Origin of the sequence: Bacteroides luhongzhouii (assembly GCF_009193295.2) — a bacterium.
GTDB lineage: Bacteria > Bacteroidota > Bacteroidia > Bacteroidales > Bacteroidaceae > Bacteroides > Bacteroides luhongzhouii.
This window is the reverse complement of the sequence record NZ_CP059973.1, coordinates 3,039,168-3,057,668: the sequence shown is the minus strand read 5'-3', so window position 1 is coordinate 3,057,668 and position 18,501 is coordinate 3,039,168. Positions and strand designations below refer to the sequence as shown.

At 44.2% G+C, this 18,501-nt stretch carries 12 protein-coding genes; 1 reads left to right on the top strand and 11 read right to left on the bottom strand.

Annotated features, from left to right (window positions below):
- Window positions 1-15: 15 nt before the first annotated feature.
- The 11 genes from GD631_RS10955 to GD631_RS10905 are packed head-to-tail and all read right to left on the bottom strand — an operon-like array spanning window position 16 to window position 16,931.
- On the bottom strand, window positions 16-1,338 hold the full coding sequence (locus GD631_RS10955; RefSeq protein WP_143258231.1) for a mannitol dehydrogenase family protein: 1,323 nt from the start codon (window positions 1,336-1,338) through the stop codon (window positions 16-18).
- Window positions 1,325-3,562 carry a histidine phosphatase family protein gene (locus GD631_RS10950; RefSeq protein WP_143258230.1) on the bottom strand — a complete coding sequence of 746 codons (2,238 nt, stop codon included), beginning with the start codon at window positions 3,560-3,562 and terminating at the stop codon, window positions 1,325-1,327. Before GD631_RS10950 ends, GD631_RS10955 begins: the two co-directional genes overlap by 14 nt.
- Window positions 3,563-3,602: 40 nt before the next feature.
- The gene (locus GD631_RS10945) at window positions 3,603-4,877 is read right to left on the bottom strand and encodes an FAD-dependent oxidoreductase (RefSeq protein WP_143258229.1); all 1,275 of its coding nucleotides are present in this window, start codon (window positions 4,875-4,877) and stop codon (window positions 3,603-3,605) included.
- Complete coding sequence (locus GD631_RS10940; RefSeq protein WP_143258228.1) at window positions 4,877-6,253, bottom strand: ComEC/Rec2 family competence protein; 1,377 nt, start codon at window positions 6,251-6,253, stop codon at window positions 4,877-4,879. Before GD631_RS10940 ends, GD631_RS10945 begins: the two co-directional genes overlap by 1 nt.
- Complete coding sequence (locus GD631_RS10935) at window positions 6,241-6,570, bottom strand: hypothetical protein (protein WP_004304776.1); 330 nt, start codon at window positions 6,568-6,570, stop codon at window positions 6,241-6,243. Before GD631_RS10935 ends, GD631_RS10940 begins: the two co-directional genes overlap by 13 nt.
- 17 nt (window positions 6,571-6,587) lie before the next feature.
- Window positions 6,588-7,541 (bottom strand): DUF6772 family protein, encoded by a 954-nt coding sequence (locus tag GD631_RS10930; RefSeq protein ID WP_143258227.1) that lies wholly within the window; start codon window positions 7,539-7,541, stop codon window positions 6,588-6,590.
- A gap of 21 nt (window positions 7,542-7,562) precedes the next feature.
- Complete coding sequence (locus GD631_RS10925; protein WP_143258226.1) at window positions 7,563-9,302, bottom strand: RagB/SusD family nutrient uptake outer membrane protein; 1,740 nt, start codon at window positions 9,300-9,302, stop codon at window positions 7,563-7,565.
- Between the two features lie 24 nt (window positions 9,303-9,326).
- Window positions 9,327-12,413, bottom strand: coding sequence for a SusC/RagA family TonB-linked outer membrane protein (locus GD631_RS10920; RefSeq protein WP_143258225.1), 3,087 nt, complete (start codon window positions 12,411-12,413; stop codon window positions 9,327-9,329).
- Between the two features lie 5 nt (window positions 12,414-12,418).
- Window positions 12,419-13,783 (bottom strand): BACON domain-containing protein, encoded by a 1,365-nt coding sequence (locus tag GD631_RS10915; RefSeq protein ID WP_143258224.1) that lies wholly within the window; start codon window positions 13,781-13,783, stop codon window positions 12,419-12,421.
- Window positions 13,784-13,818: 35 nt separating this feature from the next.
- Entirely contained in the window at window positions 13,819-15,606 is a 1,788-nt protein-coding gene (locus GD631_RS10910) for a sodium:solute symporter family protein (RefSeq protein ID WP_143258223.1), read from the bottom strand.
- A 5-nt stretch (window positions 15,607-15,611) separates the two neighbouring features.
- Entirely contained in the window at window positions 15,612-16,931 is a 1,320-nt protein-coding gene (locus GD631_RS10905) for an FAD-dependent oxidoreductase (protein ID WP_143258222.1), read from the bottom strand.
- A gap of 387 nt (window positions 16,932-17,318) precedes the next feature.
- Here GD631_RS10905 and GD631_RS10900 point away from each other — a divergent pair, with 387 nt between their 5' ends.
- Window positions 17,319-18,332: a LacI family DNA-binding transcriptional regulator gene (locus tag GD631_RS10900; protein ID WP_143258221.1), complete on the top strand. Its 1,014-nt coding sequence runs from the start codon at window positions 17,319-17,321 to the stop codon at window positions 18,330-18,332.
- Window positions 18,333-18,501 lie beyond the last annotated feature (169 nt).

Sequence of the window (18,501 nt, the reverse complement as noted above, 5' to 3'; positions counted from 1 at the left end):
TATTTTTTTAGTTGTTTACTGTAATAAGACCTTCAACCCTTCCGCTACCCGCATGGCATAAAACTGCTCATACTTTTCCATAAACACAGGATATTTGTCCAGTCCCAATGACACAAAAGGTGATATCTTCAAGAACTCGGCCGGTGATCCTCCGGAAATCAACTTCCTGTCCGCCGGGGTGATGTGAGGTTCGGAGATAGCTATATTTTCACCGGACTCGGTGCGCGCACCTATCAAGTATTTGCAATAAACAGCTATCAGGAAAGCCTCTATCGAAATATCCTTCCCATCCTGCAACATCTGTTTGAGTATGGGTACTACATAAACGGCAAACTTAGCAATACCATCGCCGCAAAGCCGTGATACCTGATCGCTGATCGCCTTGTTTGAAAATCGTTCGATAAGCTGGGCTTTATACGCTTCAAGGTCAACGCCCTCAGGAACCGGAACATAAGGAGTAACGTCCCTATTCATAAACAGCTTTATCATTGCACGATACCTCTCGTCTGCCATTACAGCATCGACCTTCCTGAATCCTTCCATATAGGCAGGATAAGAAAGAAGGGTATGTGACGCATTGAGAAGACTTAATTTCATGATTTCATACGGAGTCACATCATGGGTGAATGTAACTCCTACTTTCTCCCATGCAGGACGGCCTGCAATGAAATTATCTTCAATCACCCATTGTATAAAGTCTTCACAACACACATCAGTGCCCTTACCCGGTTTTGTTACGGGAGTGATTCGGTCCACCATCGAATTCGGGAACGTCACTTTCTTTTTCGCCCACGCTGCCACCTCAGGATATTTCGCTTCGAAGTATGACATAAACGCACATTTGGCAGCGTTACCGTTCATTTGCATGTTGTCACACGAAAGAATAGTGATCGGTAGATCCTTCGCCATCCGACGTTTAAGTCCTTCGGCTACATACCAAAACACACTACGCGACTGGTTAAAATCGACCTTATATCCCCCTTCGGTAATGGTGAGAGAGATGATTTTTATCTCCTCCGATGCTATTTTTGCGATGATAGGCTCACTATCTATTTCCCCCCATGCAAGTTCTACAAGCGAACCAATCAGCATGCTATCCTGTTCGCCGGAAGGGCTGCATGTCGTCAACTGATATATGCCGTCGTCTTTCTTGAGGGCGTTGAACAATACCCCGTCCGTAGGCATAATCATGGCTCCGAATACTCCCCAGCATCTTTGTGCCGGATCTTCAAGTAAAAGATTTGTGTAAGCTTCAAGATGTGCTCGATGGAAGTTTCCAACGCCGAAATGTACTATTCCAGCCTTTATTTCAGCACGATTATAATTAAAAGTCTTCATACGATAATTTCAATGTTTCGGCAAGTGATTTTTCCACCTTGTCGCAATGTTCTATATAGAATTTATAAACCTCATTCCATTTGTAATAAGATGCTTCAACCGCTTCCAACGGCAACCGGAGGTCTTTTTCATTCAGCATAAACTTAACTAAAACGTCCGGATTGTCTTCCGATTGATAAAATACCATCTGAAGATTCGCACCCATCGGAATATCCCAATACTTCCAACTCCGCAACGCTTCTTTGGAATTACTGGCTTCACGCGCCCACGTCCCGGCTTGCAGATTTGTCAAGATGGCCATAAGAACGCCATCATGTCCGAAGTTGAGATTAATACCATGACGCTTGCGAACCAGATCTTCGGCAGACTCATCTAATAAATGGCGTAACGTGCGTGACGCAAGTCCCCAACTACGCCCGTGAGAGACCGGTTCAGGACCTTTCTGCGCAAAATACTTATAGTTCTCAATTTCCGCCCAAGCCAATATTTCCTCTTCTGTAAAAAGGTCCCATATAGGCACTTGGCGATCAAGGCATTGCATAAGCGACGCCATTAACCAGAAGCGGTGGATCAGGTCGTACTTGTCATACTCACTTTCTATTTGTGCAATGTCTATAAACAGTCTTGTAAAAAAAGCATCCACATCCAACTTTTCATCTATATATGAACGATATTTTTTATACCAACTGTTTTCTTTACCAAGTATATACTTATCAAGCGAACTCCTGTCGGGACATACGTTGCCATAAGGATTCAGCATGGTAAGGAACGAACGGGAGTTGTCTATCTCTGCCCATTCAAGTCCGGGACGCAACGACAAAATCCCCGAATTTACAGATTGCATGGTAGCCGCCACCCGAAGCACATTCGTTGCGTTAGTCTTCAAATAGGGATGACCTTCAAATACTTCCGGATAGTTTTGTACCATCCTCCGGCCTATTTCCCTTGTCTGACGATAACCGATTTGTGTCAGATCGCCTTCTTTGTAAAACACATTCTTCTTGAACGGTTCAAGACGTTCGTACAGTGCTTTCCCAAAATTGGTAAGGTTGTTTGTGGTATGAGCTTTCTCCAATACGCCGTATATGGCAGGATAAGTCACCGCATCGTCTATCTGACGCGCTCCGTGACGGAAATAGCCATTTATATAGAAAGGCTTATATCCTTTGGGCGCCGGCGTAACCGGATGTGAAAGATCGGTCACATAATACACTCCGCCCGCACGTTCCGGGTCTCGGCGTATCTCGTCGAGAGGATTTTCGGCCATCGGCTTTTCTTTCGGAAGAGAGAGTTTGAATATGCAAGGAAGATCGGACGTCTTTTTCGCATTTGTATTGGTATTGACATACATAACTCCATCTTTGACCACAATATCTTCCGGTTCGTAAATAACCTGTTCCTGCACATTGTATCGGGCAGCAATTGTCCGCCTATCAGTATCGTACACCCGAATGCAGGAAGGACGGTTGTCATCCTGTTTCCCAACTCCGAAGCAAAAATAGATTTTGCCATCATGCATACAGCCCGCTTGTGTGAACCACACATCATAGGGGAACACCACCTGATCGAGAATGTCATTTTCGTCGAGGCGCACCTTTGCGCCCTCACTCAATGACGGTATACGGAATTTGGTGGCAACATACTGGTTTTCCCATGCATGCTTTGTCACCTTCGCCACAGTGCGTTTACGCGCCGAGAATATCCATATAAATCCTCGCTCCCGATCGACCAGCCAACTTGGTGCGCCGAAGATAGAGACATATCCTTTCTCCGCCCACTTCGAACCATCGAGTTCAATTGTCTGTACGATTTCGCTGCTAAAACGTTTTCCACGACGGGTGATACTCTCCACAAAACACAACCATTCCAACTCGCTTCCTACCTTCCCGTTTGTAATATACAAGAGAGGAAACGATGCTCCGCGTTTTGTCTCGACGCCAAAGCATACATTATTTACATGGTTGTCCGGATGGGAGGACGCCAACTCAAAGCCTGCCACAGGTTTCGGATCAGCACTTTTGAAATCATAGATATTCACGTGTCCTCCATCCTCGCACGAGAATATGTAATCATCCCATATTTCAAGTCCTTGCTGTGCTCGCCCCCGTCCTTCCTTTGTCAGGAAGACAGAGCATTCTACCTCCTTCTCCGGCTCTACATATAACTGCGCGATAAGGGGAATAGAGATCAATAGGCACACGACAGACAAATATATTTTCTTCATAAGTATGCTCTATAAATTTAAAGTATGATTATGTTTTACGTTAATCAAACAGCTCTACGCCTAACGATTCAAGCCGTTTCTGCAACTCTCCTACATCGAGAGCCCGCGGAGTACAATGCTGCAACGCACTCATGGCAGCGGCAATGCCAACGGCCTCTCCCATCGCCATGCAAATACTCATGACACGATATGAAGCGTGAGCTCTGTGAGTACCCGATATGCACCGTCCCGCCACAAGAAGCCCTTCCAAGCCCAACGGAAGAAAACAACGATACGGCAAATCGTATGGTTTGCAATATTGTATGGTCGGTTCCGCCTGTCCGGCTCCGTCAGGATTATGTATATCGACAATGAACAATGCCTTATGTACTACCACATCGGCAAAACGACAGCCTTCCGCCATCTCATCGGCATCGATCACATAGTCACCCATCACCCTGCGGCTTTCGCGCACTCCGGTTGTTGTACCACTTCCGATCACTCTACAGTTTTCGTAACCCGGCAAATTTTCTTTCAAGAATTGAGTCAGGAGACGTATCTGTTGCCTAAGTTCAAGATCAGCGGTGAAAATAGAGCTTACCGAAGTAATATCCACCCTATTGACTTGTGTCGTATTTACCTGACGGCAACCCGGTCTGACTGACGGATGCAAACGCACGGCAGCAAGCATCCGGGGAAGTTTGCCCTCATCGGCTTTCTTTTTGCACCAATCAAGAAAACACTCGCCATTCAGTTGGACATTGTCTACATCTCCAATACAGATAATCCCTTTCGATTCATCTACTCCGTCAATGGTGTATTCAAGGGTTACAGGTTGCATGAGTCCGTCAGCACGTCCTTTTTCTATTTTTGCACCGGCAAGAAAAGATACCACGGCATCACCGGTACAGTCGATCGTAACCGCGGCTTCAAAACAGAGCGTCCCCTCGTTACTTGCACACTTAATGCCTTTTACCACCTTTCCGTCACGAATAACATCCGACACACAACATTGCAAAAAGACATCGACGTTCTTTTCCCTGGCGACAAATTCTGCCAATGTAAGTTTTGCCTCTTCGAAATCGTGAGCATTTCCATGTTCGCCAATCCAGTCATTGTCTTTGACGCCAAGAATAGCACAAACCTCATCGCGCATCGTGTTCTTGCTTACACTACCGAGAATAGGGCCGACATACCCGGCGGTCAGGTTACCTCCGATGACTCCGTATCTTTCGATAAGAGCAACACGTGCTCCTTGCCGGGCGGCGGCTACAGCCGCACATATCCCGGCAGGACCTGCACCTGCTACTATTACATCATAGTATTTTGTATTCATTATCTGCTTGTATATGGACCGGAAATAGTCTTAACGGTCATTGCTCCGTCAGAATCGGTGATCGTCACAACTCTGTATTTGTTTCCTCCGTCGGTCACACGAACTACAATATGTCCATCATATCCCTTTACTCTCGCAGCCTCTTCCGCCGTTACCCGGTCGTCTACTCCGCTGGGACGATCGCCCTGCCAAAAGTTAGTGATAAATATATCACATGCAGGGAGTGTTGTCTCCATCAAATTCAGTATATCGGTACGAGGATGACAATCTACCCACGAATTGACAACAATCGTTTGTGGATTGAGTGCTTTCAGAGCATCCGCCTGATTGGTGTTGCTCGTTCCATGATGATCGGCTTTCATCAGTTCCACCTGACCTACCGCTTTTGCACAAGGCAGTTCGGCATCTTTCCACGCATGACTCGAACGTCCGTTATACTGAAGATCGCCTCCGGCAAAGAAATCAAAATTGCCATACGAAACTTTCATCACACAACTGGTTATGTTCTCCGGCGGACAATTGTCACTGGAGGTAATGTTCTTGCTGTTTTCGTATGAAATCTCCGAGAGTTCAGGGAATGTTTTCTTTGTGGTAGTGCCCGAACCAGTCCAGATCTCTCCATTCACTGCCACGTTTTGCACCTTTGCAGTAGGATACTTCACAGGATTATACTTTTGAACGATCTGATTATTCGCCCCTGCTTTGAATATCGCAGCATCAAACTTTTTATTGGCGACATGCCATTTCACTGCATTGATATAGTTACTACAACTTGGAGCATTGTCTGCCATGGTTGCCATGTCGAACGGATAGTTATAATCGGGATAGCCACGATCGAGAAGCGTACCAATCTTGAAATTGTCGAAAATCTCGGCAAAACCTATCAACGAATAAGTGCTGGAGTTGGAAGATTTCGGCAAGGAGGAAGTATAACCGCCAAAGTGGTCATTATGGAAGTGTGTAAGTACTGCATAATCAATCGTACTGTTACCTGTCCATACCATACACTTACGGATGTAGTCAGTTATAATCTGTGAACCACGGGTAGAAGTCAGAGTCGGATCCCAACGACTACGGATACCGGTGTTGGTCGTATTACTATTAGAGTTGGTCGTAACACTCGAACTTGCGGCATCGATAAGCATTTGCGTACCATCCGGGAATATTACAAACATGCTTTCACCGGTAGTCGTATTGATGAAATGAATATCCATCATACCCTCTTGCCAGGCAGGAATTGTTTTACCTACCTCTATTTCAGTGGCAGCATCTTCTCCACCTCCATCCGGACGAATCAAAAATGAGTGAGACTCATTGGAGCTGCATCCTACAATCGCAAGGATGAACAGACTAAGTATAAATATTAACCTTTGCATGCTATATGAAGATTTAAAAACATCTCTCCGCCTTCAATGCTGACGGCAAGACGAATATAATTACCAAAATTTGAATTTACCTTTATAATATGTTGGCCAAGTCCTTTGAAGATTACAGGCTCACTACCATCGTCAGCCCAATGTATACCGTCTTGCGATAGTTGTACACGACCTTCGAATACGGGATCTCCTTCTATTTTCTCAACCATAACAAAGAATATAGCCTCATCTGCCCAACCAGCCTCGTAAGGATGAGTGAAGAAAGTGCCTTTAAAGAACTTTTTTACCTCAAGGTGGGAATCATTAAACATTTTCATATATTACATACCTCCTTTTATTCTTGTGAAACAACAACAGAATCTATATAAAAGAATACACGACGATTGGTATCAGTACCCACCCAGAAAAGAGGATTGATAAGATTGTCGATGCGGTCATATCCGTCAACGGTATCGGCTGCAATGCCACGCATATCCCAAATTCTATCCTGACATTGGAACTCGACATATTCACGAAGCTGTGTGTCAAGTTTCAGACGCATGTATTGCCAATTGAGTTTACAGTCGGTCTCATTGTAAATGAGTTTCTGATGACCATCTTTCAAATCCTTAAACCCATCGTGGTCGCCATTAGGATAACGGCGGCCGAACCACCAGGGATCAACTCCCCTCTTACACCAGTCTCCGTCAAGTCCATAAGCCCAATCACGGTCGGTAATGTCTTCATTGGAATGTTCATACTGCCACTTCTGCATTAATTTGCCATCTACTGCATTGAGATAGCGGACTCCTACATGGTAGCGTTTTCCACCCTCCTGTACATCGAATCCCAGACCAAAATCGCGGATGGAACTCTCATGCAAACCCGGTTGTGGACGGTCACCGCCATCCACCACATCCTGCTCCGCCGTGTATGTAAACCAACATTCTATCTGCAAATATTTGCAGCCCGGACGAGAGAACGACAGCCGCTTAATGGCATGTCCCAGACAGCCTTCCGCCGGAATCTCCGTATAAGGAGCGGCAACAGGTCTTGTCGAAAGTTTAAGAGAGTAAGTGCCGGACATTGCCCCGTGAGTGCCCGGATACCTGAAAGTAGCGGAACTAAGCATGACCGGTGGCCACTGGTCTTTATTGACCAATGTCTTGGGAACATCAAAATCGGGATATTCCGTAAAGTTAGGCATCAATGTCATCCAGCCGTTAAAGCCAGTGTTGAATACATCATAGCTCAACACCCTTTTCAATGGTTGATAGCGACTGTGCAATAAAATTTCTCCAATGCTCATAATATCATTTATTTAATAAAGTTAGTACCCTGGATTTTGAACAAGTTTTCCATTCATTATCAATACATCATCACTTGGCAATGGCCACAAATAAATTTTCTCATCAAACTTACGTTCACCGTGCTGGACGATATAGGTTCCGTCCGCCATCGCTTCAAAAGAAGGAAATCCGTCTTTGTCAAACGTCGGAGTCTCCGGCCAAAACCAGTTGCCCGCCGCAAAATATTCCTTTGCCCTGTTGGCTGTACGGGTAAATCCGTACATATTGTGTCCGAAAGCATTCTCAAACTGATGCCAACGAAGCAAGTCGAAATAACGCAGATTTTCCCATGCAAACTCCACACGACGCTCACGACGGAGCACTTTGCGCAATGCTGTCTGATCGGTTGTCGTAATGGACGGATAGTCGTTGGTTTGTGTACGGGTGGTGCCATAAGCACGGGCGCGGACATCGTTGATGCAAGCAAGAACAGTAGCGTCAATATCTCCCAACTCAATCTTAGCTTCGGCATACATCAACAAGACATCTGCATAACGCATGAGAATGACGGGGTTGTCGTTATACAAAGTAGTACGCCATGACTCTTGTGCGCCTTTGCGCAGACAACAACCATTGTAAGCGCAGTTGGATGCATCCAAACCGCCTTTGGAATCTTTGTTTGTAATCATGCGATTTTGCGTATAATCCATTACTTCGAGTGCGTTTGGCGCAGGATTCCACTCAATACCATAGATACGGCTGCCGGGAGCTGCAAATGTTTCCAGGCAACGGGGATCACGGTTGGCAAATGGATCGTGAGGGTCAAAGCCACTGCCCGGTTCATCAATCGTCTTGCCATTCGTCATTTCGTAGACAGCAAGAAGTTCCCACGAAGGTTGTGCATTATGTGTACCGCCTGCCGAACGGGCAATAAAGGAACCGATAGCCTGTGTAGTAGGTTTACCGTCTTCATCCAACTCAAGGTCGCTTGAGTGAGCAACAGAGAAGATAACTTCTTTGCTTCCTCTTGTCTTGTCGCGGAAAAGTTCTCCATAATCAGGGGCTAAGTCATATACTTCCAGATCCATACAGTCTTGCGCAGCCTTTGCGGCAGTCCCGTAGTCGTGTTGATAGAGAGCGGTACGAGCCTTGTAAGCATAAGCCGTTCCTTTGTCCACACGGGTGGCGCCGCTATTATTATTTGCGGCCGGCAAATTTTCTGCGGCATAGTCATAATCTTCATAAATTTGTTTCAGAACGACAGCTTTGTCGGTACGTCCCATCTCAAATGCTTCCTCCGGAGTAATCGAAGTCAGGTAGAAAGGAACATCTCCCCAAAGAGTAATCAAACGTGAATAAGCAAACGCCCTGAAAAAACGGGCTTCGGCACGAAGTGTATTCAGTTCAGTGGTGGAATATTTGCCTTCAAGTTTGTCGAGTGCCTCCAAAATCCGGTTGGCACGACTAATGTTCTTATACGTGTAACTCCAAACAGTCTTGATGTTAGGATTACTTGTAGAAGACGCATTCAGTGAACCTGCCGCAATGGTATAAATGTTGGTTCGTTGCGCCCAGTCATCCGTATTACGGTCCAGCGTCCAACCTTCTTCTATAACAAAGAAAGTACTGCGATAAAAATCGTTCAATGAGATTCGAACTTCCTCTGGTGACGAGAACCAGTTTTCACTGGATGCAGCTGAAGGAGGATTCAGATCGAGGTTCACACAAGAAGTTACAGATAGAAGAGCTATCATGCAAATCAATACATGTATTTTTTTCATATTATGTAATTTTTTCATACTCCATTAGAATTTAATATCCACTCCAAATGTATAAGTGCGTGTGATATAGGTAGAAGCGCCTGCTTCAGGATCCCATCCCGAAAGATAACTATCAAAGCAGTATGGATCATCGATATTGACGTACACCCGAAGTCCCTTGATTCCGACTTTAGAGACGATTTTCTTAGGAACTGTATAGCCAACGTTGATATTCTTTATACGCATATAGGCACTACTCTTGAGCCAGTAATCCGACATTTTGTAGTTGTTGTATTCACCGCCCTGATGACTCAAACGGGGATAGCTGGCTGCCGCGTTCTGCTCTGCAGTGTTGTACACACTCCAATAATTACGGCTGCCATTGTCGTTCAGAAGGACTGACGGAGCCGGAAGCCATTGTCCCTGCATGGGGCGAATCATACTTTCGGTGAGGCGTGAAAGTTGTTTCCCGACACCATTAAAGAGTAGGGAGAAAGAGAGACCTTTCCAACCCAAACTAATAGAACCTCCGTATAGATAATGTGGCAATGAGCTGCCAAGCACTACACGGTCGTATGTCTCATTGATAATTCCTTCAGGAGTGCCATCCGGACCGCTGACATCTACATATTTCACATCACCCGGTTTGGTAGAAGCCGAAAGCAAAGCACTTTCACTGACTTCCTCTGCGGTCTGGAACAAACCTGCAGTCTTATATCCATACCATGAGTTATATTCTGCACCTTCAGTAATAATGGTACCATCACTGTTAAACTGCTGCTTGCCGTTAAGGTTATCTATTATAGACTTGTAATCAGAGACATTAAAACTTACCGCATAACTTACATCTCCGATACGGTCAGACCAGCCGAGTTTCACTTCCCAACCGCGAGTGTGCATTTTACCGACATTCCTGTCAGGTGCCGAATAACCTGTAAACGACGGGATTGCTACCGACAAGAGCATATCTGTTGTCTTCTTATAATAATAGTCTGCGCTAAAGTCAAGACGATTGTTAAAGAAAGCGGCATCCACACCTATATCCCAGCTCTGTGTTTTCTCCCAATGGATATTCTCATACGCATAATCCTGTTGCGCGGCGGACATTGAGGATTGGGGCGTAGAACCTGCACTGTCATACATAATGGCATTATTGAATGAAATGTATGTCTGATAAGGATAATTTCCAATCCGCTCGTTACCGAGAGTACCGATAGAAGCACGGAACTTCAGATAACTTATCGGGGTTATGTTTTGCATGAATTTCTCATTAGAGATTACCCACCCCACCGATGCGGACGGAAAGAATCCCCAACGGTGATCCTTGTGAAAACGTGAAGATCCGTCTTCACGAGCATTAATCTGGAGATAGTAACGGCTGTCGTAATTATACATGACACGGCCAAAAAATGAACGGTATGCATTCTGATAAGAATTACCGGCTACGGCAAGGGCATTCTTGTTCGCCAAATCAAGATAAGGGAAAGAAGACAAAGACATATCGTTTGTCGATCCCGACATCGTTTCATACGTATAACTATAATCTTCATAACCGACCATGGCATTGAAGTTATGTACCTTGCTGAAGGTCTTGTCGTATGTAGCGATGAATTGTTTCTCTAATGATTTGATGTTACGGCGTTCTTCACTTAGCGAATTAGAAGTATACCCCGAAACATATCCCAGCATAACATCGGTTTCGTATGCATCGTAAACAGGTATGGCTTTCTTCATCTCCTTGATCGAAACAGTTCCGACGGTAGGAGTCAGATTGGCAGTAAGGGTCAAATCTTTTATGGGCTTATAGCTCAACGAGAATTTACCGGTCATTGTGTTGGATACGGTCTTCTTCTCTCCGCCTTCCAATAAGGCGGCAAGCGTATTGCTAAGGCTGCCGTCTTTACCGGGGCCAACACGACCATCCGGATAAAGTCCTAAATAAATGGAAGGATACATATAAGCTGCACGAATCGGACTACCGGAAGTCGGGTCATTTTTCGTAGCATAACGTACCGATAAATCAATAGAACCGGAAAGTTTATCACTAATCTTCAGATTATTACGCGAACGGATAGAGATTCTTTCGTGGTTTGAACCTTTATAGACAGCGTCGGCATTTTCGTAGGTAGCGGAAGTGTGGCTCTTGATTACCTTGTTGCCATACGTCATTGTCAAGTTGTGCTTATGGCGCATAGCGGTACTCGAAAGAATGGCGTCTTTCCAATCATAGATAGGATATTGAATGGGATCATACCTATTGTTGCTAGCATAGTTGTTGATGTAATCCTGTGAATAGTTGGCAAACTCGCCTCCCGCAGGATTACCGGCATCATTCCACGACCATTCATTATACATTGTCATGTAGTGATAAGGGTCGGTCAGGAATTTCGGAAATTCGGTAGGAGAAGACAACGAAATCTCTCCGTTATAACCGATCGAAAGTTGTCCCTCGGTTGCCTCCTTGGTTGTTATCAAGATAACACCGGCAGCTGCACGGGCACCATAGATGGATGCAGAAGCCGCATCTTTAAGTACAGTAATCTGCTGTACATCCTCGCTTGCTATATTATCGAGACTACTGACCATCATACCATCGACAAGGATAAGCGGACTCGAATCAGACATTGTTGTCACACCACGCACCTGAACCGTAGCACTCGCTCCCGGCATACTGCTCGAACGGGTAACCGTCAGTCCCGGAATCAGTCCTTGCAAAGATTGTGAAAGTTGAGAAGTACTCTGTTTTTCGATAAGCGAACTGTTGATTACCCCGACCGCACCTGTAAGATCTTTCTTTTTTACAGATCCATAGCCGATAACAACCGTCTCTTCAAGTTGTACAGCATCCTCTTTAAGTTTCATATTTACTACACTTTTACCATCCCATACCACAGTCTCGGTCACATAACCAAGATAACGGAATTCTATTGTATGGCCTGATTCTGCGCCATTGAGCGCATACTTTCCCGACATATCGGAGGTAGTACCTTTTCCATTGTCTTTATCGTGGATCACCACTCCGACAAGAGGACCATTGGCATCGCTAACGACACCCTTCATTACATTCTGTGCAAAAGCCAGATTGATTTGCAGGAAACATGCCAATAACAGGCTTAATATACTTTTTTTCATACTATTTATTCTACGATTTCAAGCAATACATGTTGGTTATACTCTTTGATTGCCTCACCTGTTTCAGGATTACTCGGATGTTGCGCTGAAAAACGTGTCTGGCCACTTGTGTGTGTACAGTCTATATACTTTCCAGCGAATTTGGCGCCATTAAGACATAAACGGCCTGCCTGTCCAAATCTTAACACAATCTCGTCCATATCTTTAGTCGTGGTAAATATTCCTTCGGCAGGGATATATGCACCATTGTTGCTGGTATCGAGCAACATTCCCGCAAAGTTGTAGGTAATAGTTGCCGAGTAATTAATAGGTGCACCCGACAGTGTTTCTGTCGCACTTTCCTGAAGAGACGAAGTCGGAAGAGCCGGTTTCCATTCTTCTCCATCCTTGAACTCGATCATCCAGTAGTTGGAACACATCGTTCCTAATTTGGTCACAAAATAGAAGTGTATCTTGGTACCGGCAGGAATGGTCGTACCTTTCATATCCCCATAGACATACCAATAATCACCGGGAATAGCTCCTGATACATACGGGTCACCATTACCACCCACGGCACGGCTGCATACAGCATTCTGCGCTACATAACCAGTCCGGTCACATGCCCAATACTCAATTTTACCACTTCCGGCACTTGGAGCAATATACTTGCCATTAGCTCCCGGGAATACAGACTGTGCTTCATCATCAGTAAATGTTCCATTTGTGTTAGCGGTTAAACTCTTCAAGTCCCAATCAGCCAAAATGCCCGAGAAAGCATCTTGTACAAGAGTATAGGTATAGTCCGTATCATCCTGGATGGTTACTGTTACTTTAATTGTCCGTTTGGCAAATGTCTTGTTCTCCGGGAAAGTAAGTTTAATATCACATTCACCTAACCCATTTGCAGGAGAAACGGTCACATCTGCATCTGTACATACAGCATTCCACTCCTTATCACCGAAGACTTTGAACGAAGATTCCGTTGTAGTTGCGTCGACCGATTCGGTTATAGGACTGATGCCTTTAGGAACAATCATCTTTTGGGTAATAACCAGCTTTAGAGGAGTTACATCATCGCCAATGAAACGAATGGCACCGACACGTGAACTAGTCGACGAATTTTCAGAGACTTTGATTGTAAATTTAGTAATCTCACCTTGTGTCTCATACGAATCAACAACTGCCCAATGGCTATCACTTCCATCGATCTGGCAATCGTTATTGACTCTGTAATAGACATTTGATGAAAGATCAACGGTGAAAAGCCCACCTTCTGCTTCTACATCAAGTGTCTTTGTCGCGAGTGTCATATACGGATCATCCGAGGTATGACAAGATGCAAAAAGCACAAGCGACACACTTGCAAACAATAACATCTTTAGATTCATTTGATTAGTATTTAGGGTTATTAATAATTGACTAGCTAGACATTTTTCAGACGTCTTGCATATATAATTCTGTATATCACATAAGCAAGTATCATGGCAACCATCAGTACGATGCTTCCTATTACGATTCCTTTGACCGCAAGCGTCTTCGGATCGCCAACAATAAGCAGACCAATCAGCAAAAGCGCAACGACACCAATGGTGATACAGAAGCAGTTAACGGCCAAATGCGAATAAATTAATACCGCTTTCTTCTCTTTTAATGTCGGTTCGCGATCAGCTTCAGGATCAGTATATTCACAAATGGCTTGATAACCATTGTCCTCATACTTTTTATGTGCCGACCAAACTTCCATTATTGCAAGGATAAGTACGGGAAGTACACAACCGGAAACAGACTCTATAAGGCTTGGACTAATAACGGAGGCGGGAATTATGATACGAGCCATAATACCAACGAACCAAGTAAGAATCATTGCGGTAATAAGTTGGTTGCCTGTCAGCCGCTTTGAGAACAGTCCCCATATCGACGGAATATATAAAGGACACATCACCATAGTAAGAAGGGTTACTACCACCTTTTCGGCACCTCCGGCAAACGGAATGAGCATTGACAAAGCGATAATCACAAGTCCAAAGGCAAATGTGAAGAGACGTCCTACCTTTATACGCTTTTTCTCATCTGCCTGACGGTTTTTCTCTTTGTGTCCCCAAATATCATAGGTATATACATTGGCATATACATTCAAAATACCCGAAACATTGCTCAATGTGGCCGATAGCATCGCTGCCAACATCATGCCGACCATTCCTTTCATGAGCACGAGTTTGCTCATATTCACATAAGCGTGTTCACCGTTGAAAGTCATTGTAGTTGCATCCAAATCAAGCGCAAGTCCGGGTTCCATCACACGATAAATCATGGTAGGAAGATACCAGATGAGAGGAGTGGCGAGATAAAGAATTCCTATTAAATAAGTACTCTTTTTCGCGTCTCTTGTAGTAGGTACGCTTATGTATCGCTGTACAAACGGCCAATCGCCGCCAATCATGGACACATTGAGAAATACCCACAGTAAAAGCCACCCCCATGTATAGGTTGGAGATGTACCCGAGAAGAATCCCGGTATCTCATTTGCCTTATCGATAAATACACTTACGCCTCCAACTGCGTTAAATGAAAGAGGTATCATAAATACAACCACGGTCAGAAGTACTCCGAACTGAATTACATCAGTCATTAGTACCGCAAGAAATCCTCCGGCAATGGTGTATCCAAGAGCGATGGCACCAAGAATGAGAAGCGCCCACCAAATACTAAGGTACCCCATCGGTGAATCGCCCACCATACCTGTACTTGCCAAAATACTGCCACCATCTACTTTGATTAACGCACACATCACAACCGCTACCGCATACAGAGACACTGCCGTATGCACCGCACGGGCTACAATTCCTGAAATCGTGTAAAAACTCACTGTGCGGTGTCCGAACCGGATGGTGAGAAACTCTCCCGGCGATTTAATACGTAGCTCCCGCCATTTGCCCGAGATCCATTTACCGACAATAAACGATGCTAAACCAAGACAAAGTGCAACAACTACTGCAACAAGTCCCGATTTATAAGCGACACCTCCCCAAACGACAAAAGTACTTGCCGAAAAGATGGTCATGTAGGAAGAGACTCCCGACAGCCACCACGAAGAATTTCGTCCGGCAATAAACATATCTTCGGAGTTTTTGATTTTCCGGGACATCACAACACTCACGGCAATCAATCCGAGAAAGTAGAGTAAAATAATAATATAATCTAATCGTTCCATATTCTTTATATAATTGCTCCAAGTTTCTTTAATTCCTCTATGAGATTGTGAATATCAGCCTTTTGTACTGTCACACCTGCCTTTATACATTGTACGGCTGCCACTCCTGCGGCTTGTCCTACCCCCATACAACTTGCCTGAACGCGAAGTGACGCAAAGGAAGTCTTATCGGCACTAATACAGCGTCCTGCTACGAGCAGATTCGGAAAATCTTCAGCTATAAGGGCGCGATAAGGTACATACGCCGCTTTTTTAAGGAAAGTTACGCTCTGTTCCGCACCTGCTGCGACATGGATATCTATAGGATGTGCGCCTCGTGATATGCTATCAGGATATTTATAAGCATTCACATATTCTTCTGCTGTAATGGTATGTACACCTTTGATACGGCGTGTCTCACGAATACCGGCATGTACGGCGACTGTCGTCACATAGCTGTTTTTAAACTCATCAAAGTTCTCTTTAAAGATTCGTGCTATTTTAAATACGTCTTCCCGTAAGCGACATTCCGCTGCAGTAAAATTTCTATTATCGATGGCATTTCCTGCAGTACGGGTCATATTAACAGTTACTTCACCCGGACGAAGAGTGGTGCAAAACCAAGGACCTCCGAACTCGGGGATGCCAAGCTCCTCTTTCATTGCCAAAAGTTTCTCACGAACTGCAATGCAATGACAATTCTGCCCTTGTTTATTATGGTGCATGGCATCGATTATCATGGGCGAATCTGTATCCACGCCTCCTAATATAAAATAGGTAGAAAGAGGTTGCAGAGGTTTACACTCATCTGTTTGCATCGGAACACCCGCCATAGCGGCAAGGTCACCATCCCCAGTGCAGTCGATATACATATCGGCACTGATGGCCTCTGTCCCATTCTTATTCTCAAAGAGGATACAGGATATTTTGCCGTCTTTTGCCTGACAACCGCTTAAGTAAGAATGCATATACATATCCACGCCGGCTTCCAGCATCATTTGCTGGCATAAAAGCTTGTAAAGCTCCGGATCAAAAGCTACGTTGCCAAGAGGTTTCTCAATGATACAGCCTCCCATCTTCTCCAGCCGTTCGATAAACTCCCATGGAATACCGCCTATCACCTTTTCATTATTATAGGTGAATACACTCAAAGGAGTAACAAGCCCCATTGTAGCCATTCCACCTAAAAAACCATATTGTTCCACAACAGCAGTTTTCGCACCACTGCGAGCCGCCGCAATGGCCGCTATGAAACCAGCAGGTCCGCCACCGCAGACAACTACATCATAGTTGCCCACAATTGGAACCCGTTTCGAAATTTCTATACTTCGTACATTCTTGTCCATGACCGTTTTTATCCTTTCATTTAAACGTTGGTGCTAAATTCAAAATGAATCGCCTTAAAATCACTCATATATCTTAATTATTACCGGTTCAAATAGATAGTAAACTTTGATGTGCTTTCGACCGCACTTACAAGAAAAGAGGTGTGTTTTCATAGTTCTTTTTCTTTAGTTCGACATCACGTTGATGTAGCAAAGATAAAGAATGAGAGCTTGAAAAAAAGTTTTTTCCTAACTCTTTTGCCTGCAAACGATTGCGGGAACGTTCCCAAAATCTGCAAACGTTACAAAAGCATTGCACAAAAGCAAATGGGATTCGTATTTTACTCCAATATTAGGATTTATTGTTTGAAATCAATATCTTTGCTTTGATTTAAACAATCATTCAGCATGAAGTATATAACCATAAAAGACATCGCTCGACATTTGTCAATATCCGTCTCCACTGTATCTCGTGCATTGGGGGATGACAAGAATATCCGTAAAGAAACAAAAGAAAAGGTAATAGAAGCGGCTAAAAGATTGGGATATAGACCAAACCCTGTAGCAATCAATCTTAAATACGGACATACTAATACCGTGGGAGTGATAGTTCCTGAAATGGTTACGCCATTTGCTTCACGAGTAATAAACGGAATACAAGAAGTGCTTCACACCAAGAATATAAAGGTGATTATTGCAGAGTCGGGAGGAGATCCGGAAAAAGAGAAAGAAAACCTGCAACTGATGGAAGGATTCATGGTGGATGGCATCATCATCTGCCTTTGCAGTTATAAAAGGAATAAGGAGGAATATGCTCGTTTACAGCAAGCGGGAATGCCCATGGTGTTTTACGATCGCATTCCCTATGGACTTGAAGTCCCGCAAGTAATAGTGGACGATTATATGAAGTCATTCTTTCTCGTAGAAAGTCTGATCCGAAGCGGACGCAAACAGATTGTTCATATACAGGGACCGGACGATATTTACAACTCCATAGAACGTGTCAGAGGATACAAAGACGCTTTGGCTAAATTCGGGATTCCTTTTGATAAGAATAATATGTTGATAAAAACGGGTATGACTTTTGAGGAAGGGAAAAAAGCTGCGGATATATTAGTGGAAAGAAATATTCCTTTTAATGCAATTTTCGCTTTTACGGAAACATTGGCGATTGGAGCTATGAACAGATTGAGGGAACTTGGAAAAAAAATACCCGAAGAAATCGCCGTAGCCAGTTTTTCAGGAACTGAACTTTCCAACATAGTCTATCCCAAATTAACTACAGTAGAACCGCCTTTGTACCAGATGGGGAAAAAAGCTGCCGAACTTATTTTAGAAAAAATAAAGAATCCGGCATCTCCCAATCATTCAATCGTGTTGGACGCGGAAATCAAAATGCGTGCATCCACGCCCAATAAATAATCGCCCCACTTAATAAAAGCAGGGCGATTTTCTTGTATCTACATTTCTATTCTTTTGGCAACATTGACAAAGGATGTATTCTACTTGCATATTGAGACCACCAACTATTTTCTTTATAAATATTCACGGAAGTATCAGGCACATATATCTTACATATTTTACTAAAGTT